Raw genomic sequence first — 13615 nt, 5'->3', positions numbered from 1 at the left:
GGCCGCGAAAGGAGACTCCCGAGCGATGGACCGTTCCCGACTGCTGCGCCGCCTCCAGGCGGTGCGCGCGCACAGCCTGGCGCTGGCGCAGCCGCTCTCGGCCGAGGACTGCGCGCTGCAGTCCATGCCCGACGCCAGCCCCGTCAAGTGGCACCTGGGGCACACCAGCTGGTTCTTCGAGACGCTGGTGCTCTCGCCGCACTGCGCGGGCTACCGCGCCTTCGACGCGCGCTTCGCCTACCTCTTCAATTCCTACTACGAGGCGCTGGGCCCGCGCCATCCGCGCCCGCAGCGCGGCCTGCTCTCGCGCCCGGCGCTGGCCGAGGTGCTGGACTACCGCCGGCACGTGGACGCGGCGCTGCAGGAGTTCGTCGAGGCCGGCGCGGAAGAGGCCTTCAATGCCGCGGCGGCGCTGATCGAACTGGGCCTGCAGCACGAGCAGCAGCACCAGGAGCTGATCGTCACGGACGTGAAGCACCTGCTGTCGCTCAACCCGCTGCAGCCGGCCTACCTCGCTCCCGAAGCAGCGCCGGCGGCGGCCGCCGCCGCCGAGGCGCCGCCGCTGCGCTGGCTGGACTTCGAGGGGGGCCTTGCCGAGATCGGCCACGCCGGCACGGGCTTCGCCTTCGACAACGAGGGCCCGCGCCACCGCGTCTGGCTGGAGCCCTACCGGCTGGCGAACCGCCCGGTGAGCTGCGGCGAGTTCCTGGACTTCATCGCCGACGGCGGCTACCGCCGACCCGAGCTCTGGCTCAGCGACGGCTGGGCCTGGGTGCAGGCCGGCGGCGTGGCCGCGCCGGCGTACTGGCATCCGCAGGACGGCCTGCTCTTCACGCTGCGCGGCCCGCGCCCGCTGGACCGCGCCGAGCCCGCCTGCCACCTCAACCTCTACGAGGCGGCGGCCTACGCGCAGTGGGCCGGCGCGCGGCTGCCGACCGAGGCCGAGTGGGAGGCGGCGGCGCAGGCACAGCCTGCCGCGGCAGCCCCCGCCGGGAAATCGCTGGCGGAGCACCTGCACCCGCGCCCGGCCGCCGACGGCCCCGGGCTGCTGCAGCTCGACGACGCCGTGTGGCAGTGGACACGTTCGGGCTACGAGCCCTATCCGGGCTTCCAGCCGCTGGCCGGCGCGGTGGGCGAGTACAACGGCAAGTTCATGGTCGGCCAGAACGTGCTGCGCGGCGGCAGCTGCGCCAGCCCGGCCGGCCACGTGCGGCCGAGCTATCGCAACTTCTTTCCGGCGGCGGCGCGCTGGCAGTTCACGGGCGTGCGGCTGGCGCGCGATGCGCCCTGAGCCGCGCCGCGACCATGTCAGTCAGGAGGTGAACCGATGAAAGCGATCTGGAACGGCGAGGTGATCGCCGAGAGCGACGACACCGTGCTGGTGGAGGGCAACCACTATTTCCCCGAAAGCGCCGTCAAGCGCGAATACCTGCTGGCGAGCAACCACCGCACGAGCTGCCCGTGGAAGGGCCAGGCGCGCTACTGGTCGCTGCTGGTCAACGGCGACCTGAACCCCGAGGCCGCTTGGTACTACCCCGAGCCCAGCGAGGCCGCGGCCGAGATCAAGGGCCGCATCGCGTTCTGGAAGGGCGTGCAGGTCACGGAGTAAGTGACGCGTACCCCCATGCAGCCCCCGGCCGGTTGCCGCGCAACCCGGCCGCGCCGGATGTCCGGGGGGACAAGACCGGCGGCCTACAGCGCCAGCCGGTGCGCCTGCAGCGCCAGCAGACCGTCGAAGATCAGCGACTCGACCAGCTCGTGCTCGACGTCCAGGTGGGGCGCCACCTTCCAGCCCGCGCCGCCGGTCATGACGGTGATGGGCGCGCGGCCGCAGTGGCGCTGCAGCCGCCGGTGCATGTGCTCGATGGCGCCGGTGATGGCGAAGGTACCGCCGCTGGTGAGCGCGTCGGAGGTGTTGGTGGGGAAGTCGCGCACCTCGCCGGTGGGCACATGCAGCCCGGCGGTGCCGCTCTCCAGGGCGCGCAGCATGATGCCGTGGCCCGGCAGGATCAGCCCGCCGAGGAAGCGGCCCTCGCCGTCGAGGGCGTCCACCGTCACCGCGGTGCCCACCATCACCACCAGCACCGGGCCGTCCACGCCGCGGGACAGCGCATGCGCGCGCGCGCCGATGAGCGCCACCCAGCGGTCGGCGCCCAGGCGCCCGGGATGGTCGTAGCCGTTGCGCACGCCACCGTCGCGGGCGTTGGACACGGCCCAGCGCGGCGCGATGTCCCACAGCTCCAGCTGCTCCTCGGCGCGCCGGCGCACGGCGTCGCCGGCGACGTTGCAGCCCAGCATCGAGCTCGGCGGCTGCAGTCCCTTCCACTGCGACTCGGCCAGCTCGTCGATGGTCTCCAGGAATGCCGCGCCCTGCGCCAGGACGGCCGCGCCGGGTTGGGGAGCGGCGTACAGCGCCCACTTGAGCCGCGTGTTGCCGATGTCGATGGCCAGGAAACTCATGGCGGCGAGGGTATCAGGGTGAAACGACGGCGCCGCTGAACGGGATCAAGGCTTGTTCAGCGCCACAGGGCCAGCGCCAGCACCGCCACGGCCAGCGCGGCGATGCCGCCCGCGAGCCAGCGCTGGCGCAGGCGCAGCACCTGCACGGCTTCCACCAGCCGCGCGTTGTGCTCGGTGAGGGACTCGATGAGCGCGGCGCTGTCCTGCTGCTGGCGGGCCAGCGCTTCAAGCCGTGCCGAGACTTGCTGCAATTGCGCCCGCAACGCCGCGGCGGAGTCGGGGTCGGCCGCGGCCGGCGTGGCCGCCGCGGCGGCCTCCTCGGCGCCGGAGGAAAGGTCCTGGCTGTGGGCGAACATGCGGCGCGCGCCGCGCACCAGGCCGGGGGCGGCCTCGATCACCTCGGACCAGGGCACGAGCTTGAGTGCGCTGAGCCAACCCATGGCCTGTGCCGTTCAGTTCAGTTCAGTACTGCCTGCTGCTGCCCGGGGCTGGCCCTCAGCGCGCGGCCTCGGGCAGCTCGATCTTGACTTCCAGTACTTCCAGGTTGTCCTGCCGCTCCAAGTGCACCTTGATGTCGTCGGAGCTGATGGCCACGTATTTCGTGATCACCGCCAGCAGCTCGCGCTGCAGCGCGGGCAGGTAGTCGGGGCTGCGGCTGCGGCCGTTGCGCTCGTGCGCCAGGATGATCTGCAGCCGCTCCTTGGCGACGTTGGCCGAGCGCTTCTTCTCGCCCATCAGGAAGGACAGAAAGCTCATGACGCGTTACCTCCCGCCGAAAAGTCGCTTGAAGAAGCCGGGCTTGACCGCGTCGGTGAAGCGCATGGGCTTTTGCTCCCCCAGGAAGCGGTCCACCACGTCCTTGTAGGCCTCGGCAACGTCCGTGCCATTCATGTGGACCACCGGCACGCCCTGGTTCGACGCCTGCAGCACGACCTCGGATTCCGGGATCACGCCGATGAGCTCGATGCGCAGGATGTCCTGGATGTCCTGCAGCGAGAGCATTTGGCCGTCCTCCACGCGCAGCGGGTTGTAGCGCGTGATGAGCAGGTGCTCCTTGATGGGCGTGTCGCCGTTGATGGCGCGGCGCGTCTTGGAGCCCAGCATGCCCAGGATGCGGTCCGAGTCGCGCACCGAGGACACCTCGGGGTTGGTCACCACCAGCGCCTCGTCGGCGAAGTGCATGGCCAGCATCGCGCCGCTCTCGATGCCCGCGGGCGAGTCGCAGACGATGTACTCGAAGCCCTGCTCGGCCAGGTCGGCCAGCACGCGCTCCACGCCTTCCTTGGTCAGCGCGTCCTTGTCGCGCGTCTGCGAGGCCGGCAGCACGTAGAGGTTGTCGCAGTGCTTGTCCTTGATCAGCGCCTGGTGGAGGTTGGCCTCGCCGTTGATGACGTTGATGAGGTCGTACACGACGCGGCGCTCGCAACCCATGATCAGGTCCAGGTTGCGCAACCCGACGTCGAAATCGATGACGGCCGTCTTGTGGCCGCGCAGGGCCAGGCCGGAGGAGAAGCTCGCGCTGGTCGTGGTCTTGCCGACCCCGCCCTTGCCGGAGGTCACGACGACGATTCTGGCCATCTCAGGTACATCCTTTCAGCTGTCGGTTCGGTGTGTAGTTACAGCAGCGCGCCCCCCGCGCGCTAGATCTTGATCGGCTCGATCACCAGCTTCTCCCCTTCCAGCCGCACCATCGCCGGCTTGCCCAGCACGTCGGCGGGCAGCGGGTTCTCTGCGGTGCGGTAGGTACCGGCAATCGAGATCAGTTCCGGCTCCAGGCAGGTGGTGTAGATGCGCGCCGTGGTGTCGCCACGCGCACCCGCCACCACCTTGCCGCGCAGCGGCGCGTACACATGCACGCTGCCGTCGGCAATCACTTCCGCGCCGCAGTTCACCTGCGCCAGCACCACTAGGTCGCCGCTGCGGGCGTAGACCTGCTGGCCCGAGCGCAGCGGCTTGTCCACCAGCATCGCCGTGCCGCCCACGGGCACCTGCACCTCGCGCACGACCTCGCGCACCACTTCGCGCACGGTTTCGGCACGCGGCGTCAGCGGCACGGCGTCGGGCGAGTCGCCCAGCCCGGCGGCGGCCGCCGCCTCCATCTGCGCCGGGCTGCCGCCGCGCGCGGCCACAGGGAGCATGCGGTGGCGGCGCAACAGCTTGACCAGCGCCTCCATGTCCAGCGGCGTCGGGTCGTCACGCACGGCCGCCAGGTCCACCAGCACGGGTTCCTGGTTGAAGAGCTCGGGCGTGTCGGCCAAGCGCTGCGCCAGCTCCGCCGCCAGCAGCTTCAGGTCGGTGCTCTTGAGCAGCAGCGCCAGCAGCGTCAGCGAGGCGCTTCTGAGGTCGAACGGGGACGTCACTCCGGCGGAAACAGCGGCCATGGGGCGGAACCAGCCTAAAAGGTAGGCAGTTTAGCGGTCCGCCACAGCGGCCAGACCGCTGTTGCCGCAAGTATTCGCTGCGCTGCAGCAACAAGGCGTGCGGGCCACAATGGCCCATGCCCACGCTCATCGCGACCCAATCCTTCACCGACGCGGCCGCCGCCCTGGCGCACGCGCGCCACATCTACGACATCGGCATCACGCACCTGCGCCAGTCGCTGCAGGAATTCGTGGCCGGCACCGACCCGGCGCGCCGGGTGCGCGCCTGCTACCCGTTCGCGCGCATCCACGTCGACACGGTGGCGCGCGCCGACTCGCGCCTGGCCTACGGCTTCGTGGCCGGCCCGGGCAGCTACGAGACCACGCTCACGCGCCCCGACCTCTTCGGCGACTACTACCTGGAGCAGTTCGAGCTGCTGCTGCGCAACCACGGCGTGGCACTGGAAGTGGGCATGAGCACGCAGCCCATCCCGATCCACTTCTCCTTCGCCGAGCACGACCACATCGAGGGCACGATGAGCGTCGAGCGGCGCCAGCGCATGCGCGACCTGTTCGACCTGCCCGACCTCGCGGCCATGGACGACGGCATCGCCAACGGCACCCACGGCGTGCCCCCGGGCCAGCCCATGCCGCTGGCGCTCTTCACCGGACCGCGCGTGGACTACTCGCTGCACCGGCTGCGCCACTACACCGGCACGGCGCCGGAGCATTTCCAGAACTTCCTGCTGTTCACGAACTACCAGTTCTACATCGACGAGTTCGTGCGCCTGGGCCGCAGCCTGATGGCCGCGCCCGACGGCGACGAGGTGGCCGACGGCTACTGCGCCTTCATCGAGCCGGGCAACGTCGTCACGCGCCGCGCGGGCCACCCGGCGCAGCCGCACGACGCGCTGGGCGCGGCCCCGCCGCGGCTGCCGCAGATGCCGGCCTACCACCTGGTGCGGCCGGACCGCAGCGGCATCACCATGGTCAACATCGGCGTCGGGCCGGCCAACGCCAAGACCATCACCGACCACGTCGCCGTGCTGCGCCCGCACGCCTGGATCATGCTCGGCCACTGCGCGGGGCTGCGCAACACGCAGCAGCTCGGCGACTACGTGCTGGCCCACGGCTACGTGCGAGAGGACCACGTGCTCGACGAGGAGCTGCCGCTGTGGGTGCCGATCCCCGCGCTGGCGGAGATCCAGGTGGCGCTGGAGCAGGCGGTGGAGGACGTGACGCAGCTGCGCGGCTTCGAGCTCAAGCGCATCCTGCGCACCGGCACCGTGGCCTCCACCGACAACCGCAACTGGGAGCTGCTGCCGCATCCGGGCCCCGAGCAACGCTTCAGCCAGAGCCGCGCCGTGGCGCTGGACATGGAGTCGGCCACCATCGCTGCCAACGGTTTCCGCTTCCGCGTGCCCTACGGCACGCTGCTGTGCGTCTCGGACAAGCCCCTGCACGGCGAGATCAAGCTCCCCGGCATGGCCAACCAGTTCTACCGCGAGCGCGTGGACCAGCACCTGCGCATCGGCATGCGCGCCATCGACATCCTGCGCCGCCAGCGCCTGGACCAGCTGCACAGCCGCAAGCTGCGCAGCTTCAACGAAGTCGCCTTCCAGTAAGGCGCCGCCCCTTCTGCGCCGCCCGGCCCCGGGAGGGGCTCGGGTAGGCCGCTTCCTACGTCCGGACGCGGCGGCTGCTGCCTGACGCGCGCACCGCCGGGCGCAACCATTGCTCCCAGTGATGCCAAGCATTCAGGAGCAAGCCATGAACGACGTGCACGACCGGCTGGACGGCATCCAGCGCTGGTTCTACGGCGGCGAGCCCGGCATGGACGACCTGCCGCTCGACGACGACCCGGTCGCCGCCCCCGTTGAAGAGCAGCCCCCCGCCGCCGGCGTCTGCAGCGCCCACGCGCTGCGGCAGCACTGAAGCACGGGGAGCCGAGCCGCGATGCGACTGCCGGTCCCGCTGCGCCATGACGAACCCGTGGTGGACGGCGCGCCGCACCTGCGCGTGCTGACGCTGAACCTGCACAAGGGTTTCACGGCCATGAACCGCCGCTACGTGCTCGCCGAGATGCGCGAGGCGGTGCGCGCCACGTCCGCCGACATCGTGTTCCTGCAGGAGGTGGCCGGCGCCGCCTCGCACCGCCACGACCTGGGGCCTGTGCGCCGCATCGCCGGCCGCGCCGCGCGACGCATCGGCGGCCGCGGCTCGGCCGCGTCGTCCGCCGGCACGGCCGCGAGCGTGGGCACGGCGCTGATGCGCATGCCGCAGTACGAGTTCCTGGCCGACACCATCTGGCACCAGCATGCCTACGGGCGCAACGCGGTGTCGCCGGCCGGGCACCACGGCAATGCGCTGCTCTCGAAATTCCCGATCCTGCGCCACCGCAACGTGGACGTGAGCGCGGATTTCGACGGCGACGAGAAGCGCGGCTTGCTGCACTGCGAGCTGGAGATGCCGGGCTCGGAATACCCGCTGCACGCCATCTGCGTGCACCTGGGGCTCAAGGAGGCGCAGCGCCAGCGCCAGGTCGACCTGCTGGGCGAGCTGCTGCGCGAGGCCGTGCCGGCGCAGGCGCCGCTGGTGATCGCCGGCGACTTCAACGACTGGCGGCTGTGCGCGCACCAGCGGCTGCAGGACGAGCTCGGGCTGCAGGAGGTGCACGAGCACGCCCATGGCCGGACGCCGCGCACCTTCCCGGCCCGGCACCCGGTGCTGCGGCTGGACCGGATTTACGTGCGCAACCTGCGCCATGCCCCCATCGGATTGCCCAAGCGGCCGTGGTCACACCTGTCCGACCACGCGCCACTGGCAGCGGAGGTGATGTTGTGAAACTGAAATGGAACGCGGGCAACCGCATCGAACTGCTGGAAAACGGCGAGGAGTACTTCCCGCGCGTGTTCGCCGCCATTGCCGCGGCCAGGCGCGAGGTGGTGATCGAGACCTTCATCCTGTTCGACGACCCGGTCGGGCAGCAGCTGCACGCGGTGCTGCTGGAAGTGGCGCGCCGCGGCGTGCAGGTGGACCTGACGGTGGACGGCTACGGCTCGCCCGACCTGACGCCGGAGTTCATCGGCGCGCTCACCGACGCCGGCGTGCGGCTGCACGTCTACGACCCGCGCCCGCGGCTGCTGGGCCTGCGCTACAACCTCGTGCGCCGCATGCACCGCAAGATCGTGGTCATCGACGGGGAAACCGCCTTCATCGGCGGCATCAACTTCTCCGAGGACCACCTGCTGTCCAGCGGCCCGGAATCCAAGCAGGACTACGCGGTGCAGGTCCACGGCCCGGTGGTGGCGCAGCTGCACGGCTTCGTGCACCAGGTGCTGGCGCCGGTGCGCAGCGCGCTCATGGGCTGGGTGCGGCAGGGCTTCCGCCGCGCGCCGAAGGTGGCGCCGGTGCAGCTGCCCGCCGCGGGCGAGGCGCACGCGGCGCTGGTGACGCGCGACAACGAGCGCCACACCAACGACATCGAGCGCTGCTACCGCATGGCCATCCGCACCGCGCGGCGCGAGATCGTCATCGCCAATGCCTACTTCTTCCCCGGCTTCCGGCTGCTGCGCGACCTGCGCCGCGCCGCGCGCCGCGGGGTGGACGTGCACCTGATCCTGCAGGGCGAGCCCGACATGGCGATCGTGCGCATCGGCGCGCGGCTGCTCTACCACTCGCTGGTCAAGGACGGCGTGCACGTGCACGAGTACTGCAGGCGCCCGCTGCACGGCAAGGTGGCGGTGGTGGACGGCGAATGGGCCACGGTCGGCTCCAGCAACCTCGACCCGCTGAGCCTGTCGCTCAACCTGGAGGCGAACCTGCTGATCCGCGACACCGGCTTCGCCGCCGAGCTGCGGCGGCGGCTGCAGCGGCTGATCGACAACGAGTGCCGCGAGATGGCGCACGACGCGCTGCCCAAGCGCACGATGTGGCGCTACCTCACCAGCGCCGTCGCCTTCCACCTGCTGCGCCACTTCCCGAGCTGGGCCGACGCGCTGCCGCGCGACGGCAAGTTCGTCCGCTCCTTCATCGGGCGGCGCCAGGTGGACATCCCGCCCGAGGCGCTGCGCCAGGTCGAGCGCTGACACCGGGCATGCCATCGTGGCACGCGCCATGACCCGCGGCCCGCTGCACGCGCACCGGCACCTGGCTTCCGTGTGGGGACGGGTGCGCCGGCCGCTGCTGGCGCTGGCGCTGCTGGCGCTGCTGTCCTTCATCGCCTGGCGCGCGCGCAGCCTGGACTGGGCCGCGGCCTGGGCCGCGCTGCTGGACTACCGGCCCGGCACGCTGGCGCTGGCCGCGCTCAGCGCGGCGGTGGCGCACGCGCTCTATACCGGCTACGACCTGCTCGGCCGCTTCTACAGCGGGCACCGCCTGGCGCCGGGGCGGGTGGCGGCTACCGCCTTTGTCAGCTTCGCCGCCAACCTCAACCTGGGCGCGATGGTGGGCGGCGTGGCGCTGCGGCTGCGGCTGTACGCGCGCCAGGGGCTGCCGATGGCGACCATCGTGCGCGTCTGGGGCTTCAGCCTGCTCACCAACTGGATCGGCTTCGCCGCGCTGGCGGGCGCCGTGTTCCTCAGCGGCTGGGTGCAGCTGCCGCCGGACGCCCCGCTGAGCGGCCACGCGCTGCGCGGCGTGGGCGCGGGCCTGTGCGCGGCGGTGGGGCTGTACCTGGTGGCGTGCCGCTGGTCGCGCAAGCGGCTGTGGGTGCTGCGCGGGCACCGGCTGGAGCTGCCGCGCGCGCGCCTGGCCTTCGCGCAGGTGGCGCTGGCGGCCACGCACTGGGCGCTGGTCGCAGGGGTGCTGTACGTGCTGCTGCACGGCGGCGTGGACTACCCGACGGTGCTGGGCGCGCTGATGCTGGCCAGCATCGCCGTGATCGCGCTGCGCGTGCCCGCGGGCCTGGGCGTGCTGGAAGCGGCCTTCCTGACGCTGCTGGCCGGGCGCGAGGGCGAGGCCCAGCTGCTGGCCGCGCTGCTGGCCTACCGGGCGCTGTTCTACCTGCTGCCGCTGGCGGTGGCGGCGCTGGTCTACCTGGGACTGGAGGCGCGGCTGCGGCACAGCGCGGCCGCGGCGCGGGCAGCGGCGCCGCGCCCGGTGCGCGGGCATTGAGGGGGGTATCGGGGGGCATCGAGGGAGGCACTGAAAGGGCGTTGACCGGGCACAAACGCCCATGCCATGCACCACGACATGGCGCAAGGCACGTGCCTTGTGCGCCCCGGGGCGATCCCGTACGCTGGATTTCCACCACCTCAGCAGCGCCAGCCGCGGGGCCGGCGCACAAGGAGACCCAGCATGTCGAGCCCATCCACTTCCGTCGCCGCCATCCGCACCCTGGCCCTCGTGGGCGCGGCCGCCTCCGGCAAGACCTCCCTGGCCGAGGCGCTGCTGCACCACGCCGGCGCCATCGGCGCGCCGGGCAGCCTGGAGCGGGGCAGCACGGTCAGCGACTTCGACCCGCTGGAGCGCCGCATGCAGCACTCCCTGAACTCGGCGCTGATGCACCTGGACCACCAGGGCACGCGGGTCCACTTCATCGACACGCCGGGGGCGCCGGACTTCGTCGGCCAGTCGCTGCCGGCGCTGGAAGCGGTGGAGACGGCCGCGGTGGTCGTTAACGCCGCCACCGGCATCGAGCCGATGACGGTGCGCATGATGGAGTACGCGGCCCAGCGGCGCCTCGACCGCCTGATCATCGTGAACAAGATCGACGCGCAGGGCGTGGACTTGGCCGGCCTGCTGGACCAGATCAAGGAAACCTTCGGCCGCGAGTGCCTGCCGCTGAACCTGCCGGCCGGGGGCGGCGCCCAGGTGGTGGACTGCTTCTTCAACCGTGAGGGCACGACCGACTTCGGCGCCGTCGAGGACGCGCACCGCGCGCTGGTGGAGCAGGTGGTGGAGGTGGACGGGGAGTTCGTCGAGCGCTACCTCAACGACGGTGACGTGGACGCCACCGAGCTGCACGCGCCGCTGGAGCAGGCGCTGCGCGAGGGCCATCTGATCCCGGTGTGCTTCGTCTCCGCGCGCACCGGCACCGGCCTGGCGCAGCTGCTCGACGTGATCGTGAAGCTGCTGCCGCACCCGGGCGAAGGCAACCCGCCGGCCTTCCTCAAGGGCGAGGGCGAGGACGCCAGGCCGCTGGAAGCCAAGCCCGACCCGTCAATGCACGTGCTGGCGCACGTCTTCAAGGTCACGGTGGACCCCTACGTCGGCAAGATGGGCATCTTCCGCGTGCACCAGGGCACCCTCACCCGCGACAGCCAGCTCTACATCGGCGACGGCCGCAAGCCCTTCAAGGTGAACCACCTCTTCATGCTGCAGGGCAAGGAGCACGTGGAAGTGCAGAAGGCGCTGCCGGGCGACCTGTGCGCGGTGGCCAAGATCGACGAGCTGCACTTCGACGCGGTGCTGCACGACGCGGCCGAGGACGACCACATCCACCTGCAGCCGCTGGACTTCCCGGTGCCGGTGCACGGCCTGGCGATCGAGCCCAAGCGCCACGGCGACGAGCAGCGCATGTGGGAGATCCTGACCAAGCTGCTCGACGAGGACCCGTGCCTGAAGGTCGAGCACGTGCCCACCACCAACGAGACCATCGTCTACGGCCTGGGCGAGCTGCACCTGCGCATGCTGCTGGAGCGGCTGCGCGAGGTCTACAAGTTCGAGGTGCAGACGCGGCCGCCGCGCATCGCCTACCGCGAGACCATCACCGCCCCGGCCGAGGGGCACCACCGCCACAAGAAGCAGAGCGGCGGCGCCGGCCAGTTCGGCGAGGTGATGCTGCGCGTGGAGCCGCTGCCGCGCGGCGCGGGCTTCGAGTTCGTGGACCAGGTCAAGGGCGGCGCGATTCCCGGGCAGTTCATCCCCGCCGTGGAAAAGGGCGTGCGCGAGGTGCTGGCCTCGGGTGCCATCGCCGGCTACCCGGTAGTGGACGTGCGCGTGGTCGTGCTCGACGGCAAGAGCCACAGCGTGGACAGCAAGGAAATCGCCTTCGTCACCGCCGGGCGCAAGGCATTCATGGCGGCGATCCGCGAGGCGCGGCCGATCGTGCTGGAGCCGATCGTCAACGTGGAGATCCTGGCGCCGGACAGCGCCATGGGCGACATCACCGGCGACCTGTCGTCGCGCCGCGGCCAGGTCAGCGGCACGCAGAACGGCGCGGTCGGGACGATGCTGGTGCGCGGGCAGGTGCCGCTGTCCGAGCTGAGCAACTACCAGTCGCGCCTGAACGCCATGACCAGCGGCCAGGGCCGCTACACGCTGGCGCTGTCGCACTACGACCCGGTGCCGCCCAACACGCAGCAGCAGCTGGTCGGCCAGTTCAAGGTGCGCGACGAGGAGTGATTCACCGGCCCGGGGCCGTGCCGCTGCGCCGGGAAGCGCCGGCGGCAGCCCGGGCCGCGGCTGGCGCAGCCGCCCCGCCGTCGGCCGCGGCGTAGGCCAGCACCGCCTCCAGCAACTCCGGCGCATCGAGCAGGTCCACATGTGCCCAGCCGCGCAGCAGCCGGTTCTCCGCGCCCGGCAGCGCGGCCACCGAGGGTGGGAACACCACGTTGTCGCAGTCGCTGAAGAAGCAGCTCAGCGGCACGCCATGCGGCCGGTCCGCCTCGTCGCGCGCCAGCGCCTGCAGCCAGGGGCTGTCCAGCCGCAACTGGCGCGCGTTGGGCGTGAAGCCGAAGCGCGCCAGCCAGGTGCCACGGTGCGGCGAGGCGACCGTGACCACGCGCTGCACCAGCGCCGGATCGCCGCCGTTGCGCAGCCAGGCGCGCACCGCGAGGCCGCCCAGGCTGTGCGCGACGATCAATACCGGCCGGCCGGTGGCGGCGTGCAGGCGGCGCACGGCCGCGTCGATGGCGGGTGTCCAGCTGTCGATCAGGCCGAACGGCGGCTCCAGGCTGGGCGCCAGCACCGGGATGCCGCGCCCGCGCAACTCGCGCAGCCAGGGGATCCAGACGCCGCGGTTGCACACCAGCCCATGCACCAGCAGCACGCCGGGCGCGGCCACGGGCTTGGACGGCAGATGGTCAGGCTCCAAGCGGTGCTGAAAGGGCTGGCGCCAACAAAACACGCGCACGCCGGTGATGCATTCCGCCCGCCAGGCTTTCAGCAGTGCCGGGATGGAAGCGGGTTGCACCGGATCGCGGCGTGAAGCGAAGTATTGAAGCGTCAACTCCAGGCCCAGCACGGCGGCGTGCAGGGTGAGCAGCAGCAGCGTGCCCAATACGGCGGCAAGGCGGTGCTGGTGCGACCAGGCCCAGGCGAACCAGGCCAGCGCGCCGAGCAGCCAGGCGATGGTCGTGAACTGCTGCAGGCGGGCAATCATGGGTCGAACCGGTCGCAGGGGTTCATGAGGGTTTCACAAGCCAGCGTACCCGCAACTGTATTCATGCAGGAATCAAGACCCCAAAAGCAAAACGCCCCGACCAAATGTTGGTCGGGGCGTTTGCCGGGATATTAGCCTGACGATGTCCTACTTTCACACGGGAATCCGCACTATCATCGGCGCTGAGGTGTTTCACGGTCCTGTTCGGGATGGGAAGGGGTGGGACCACCTCGCTATGGTCATCAGGCTTGACTGGTTGCCATGCTGATTTCTGGATCAGCACAGCCAATTCGATAGAGTCGTTTCAGCGTATTGATTGCGTCGCCGTCTTGGCGAACAACTTGAATACCGTGTCTTTGACCGCTTGGTCAAAGTTATAGGGTCAAGCCTCACGGGCAATTAGTACTGGTCAGCTTAACACGTCACCGTGCTTCCACACCCAGCCTATCAACGTCCTGGTCTCGAACGA

14 protein-coding genes and 2 rRNA genes are annotated in these 13615 nt (G+C 70.9%); 8 read left to right on the top strand and 8 right to left on the bottom strand.

The genetic code is table 11. The annotated features are described in order from the left end of the window. Window positions 1–25 precede the first annotated feature (25 nt). On the top strand, window positions 26–1291 hold the full coding sequence (egtB, locus tag FJ694_RS00080) for an ergothioneine biosynthesis protein EgtB (RefSeq protein WP_157263392.1): 1266 nt from the start codon (window positions 26–28) through the stop codon (window positions 1289–1291). A 36-nt stretch (window positions 1292–1327) separates the two neighbouring features. After that, the gene (locus FJ694_RS00075; RefSeq protein ID WP_157263391.1) at window positions 1328–1609 is read left to right on the top strand and encodes a DUF427 domain-containing protein; all 282 of its coding nucleotides are present in this window, start codon (window positions 1328–1330) and stop codon (window positions 1607–1609) included. Window positions 1610–1692: 83 nt separating this feature from the next. Here FJ694_RS00075 and FJ694_RS00070 read toward each other — a convergent pair whose 3' ends face one another. From FJ694_RS00070 to minC, 5 genes are all read right to left on the bottom strand, one after another. Beyond that, window positions 1693–2460, bottom strand: coding sequence for a type III pantothenate kinase (locus FJ694_RS00070; RefSeq protein WP_157263390.1), 768 nt, complete (start codon window positions 2458–2460; stop codon window positions 1693–1695). 56 nt (window positions 2461–2516) lie between these two features. Continuing rightward, window positions 2517–2900 (bottom strand): hypothetical protein, encoded by a 384-nt coding sequence (locus FJ694_RS00065; protein WP_157263389.1) that lies wholly within the window; start codon window positions 2898–2900, stop codon window positions 2517–2519. Window positions 2901–2955: 55 nt separating this feature from the next. After that, window positions 2956–3216 carry a cell division topological specificity factor MinE gene (gene minE, locus FJ694_RS00060; protein ID WP_157263388.1) on the bottom strand — a complete coding sequence of 87 codons (261 nt, stop codon included), beginning with the start codon at window positions 3214–3216 and terminating at the stop codon, window positions 2956–2958. 6 nt (window positions 3217–3222) lie between these two features. Next, a complete protein-coding gene (gene minD, locus FJ694_RS00055) occupies window positions 3223–4038 on the bottom strand; it encodes a septum site-determining protein MinD (RefSeq protein ID WP_157263387.1) in 816 nt (271 codons plus the stop codon). A gap of 62 nt (window positions 4039–4100) precedes the next feature. After that, window positions 4101–4841 carry a septum site-determining protein MinC gene (gene minC / locus FJ694_RS00050; protein WP_157263386.1) on the bottom strand — a complete coding sequence of 247 codons (741 nt, stop codon included), beginning with the start codon at window positions 4839–4841 and terminating at the stop codon, window positions 4101–4103. 116 nt (window positions 4842–4957) lie between these two features. On the opposite strand from minC, the gene FJ694_RS00045 reads away from it, so the two are divergent. From FJ694_RS00045 to fusA, 6 genes are all read left to right on the top strand, one after another. Then, window positions 4958–6445 (top strand): AMP nucleosidase, encoded by a 1488-nt coding sequence (locus FJ694_RS00045; RefSeq protein WP_157263385.1) that lies wholly within the window; start codon window positions 4958–4960, stop codon window positions 6443–6445. A gap of 145 nt (window positions 6446–6590) precedes the next feature. Beyond that, entirely contained in the window at window positions 6591–6755 is a 165-nt protein-coding gene (locus tag FJ694_RS00040; protein WP_157263384.1) for a hypothetical protein, read from the top strand. 21 nt (window positions 6756–6776) lie between these two features. After that, window positions 6777–7664 carry an endonuclease/exonuclease/phosphatase family protein gene (locus FJ694_RS00035; protein WP_157263383.1) on the top strand — a complete coding sequence of 296 codons (888 nt, stop codon included), beginning with the start codon at window positions 6777–6779 and terminating at the stop codon, window positions 7662–7664. Beyond that, the gene (gene clsB / locus FJ694_RS00030; RefSeq protein ID WP_157263382.1) at window positions 7661–8908 is read left to right on the top strand and encodes a cardiolipin synthase ClsB; all 1248 of its coding nucleotides are present in this window, start codon (window positions 7661–7663) and stop codon (window positions 8906–8908) included. Before FJ694_RS00035 ends, clsB begins: the two co-directional genes overlap by 4 nt. 28 nt (window positions 8909–8936) lie before the next feature. Continuing rightward, window positions 8937–9935, top strand: a complete 999-nt coding sequence (locus tag FJ694_RS00025) for a lysylphosphatidylglycerol synthase transmembrane domain-containing protein (RefSeq protein ID WP_157263381.1) — start codon at window positions 8937–8939, stop codon at window positions 9933–9935. A 183-nt stretch (window positions 9936–10118) separates the two neighbouring features. Beyond that, window positions 10119–12167 (top strand): elongation factor G, encoded by a 2049-nt coding sequence (fusA, locus tag FJ694_RS00020; protein WP_157263380.1) that lies wholly within the window; start codon window positions 10119–10121, stop codon window positions 12165–12167. Between the two features lies 1 nt (window position 12168). Here the strand turns inward: fusA and FJ694_RS00015 are convergent, their stop codons facing one another. The 3 genes from FJ694_RS00015 to FJ694_RS00005 all read right to left on the bottom strand — a co-directional run. Further along, on the bottom strand, window positions 12169–13146 hold the full coding sequence (locus FJ694_RS00015) for an alpha/beta hydrolase (protein ID WP_157263379.1): 978 nt from the start codon (window positions 13144–13146) through the stop codon (window positions 12169–12171). 134 nt (window positions 13147–13280) lie between these two features. Beyond that, window positions 13281–13393, bottom strand: a 5S ribosomal RNA gene (rrf, locus tag FJ694_RS00010). A gap of 131 nt (window positions 13394–13524) precedes the next feature. Next, a 23S ribosomal RNA gene (locus FJ694_RS00005) occupies window positions 13525–13615 on the bottom strand; the annotation flags it as partial.

The organism is Azohydromonas aeria (assembly GCF_009760915.1).
Taxonomy (GTDB): Bacteria; Pseudomonadota; Gammaproteobacteria; order Burkholderiales; family Burkholderiaceae_C; genus Azohydromonas; species Azohydromonas aeria.
Note: the sequence above shows the minus strand (reverse complement) of the source record. Positions and strands in the feature narration are given on the sequence as shown.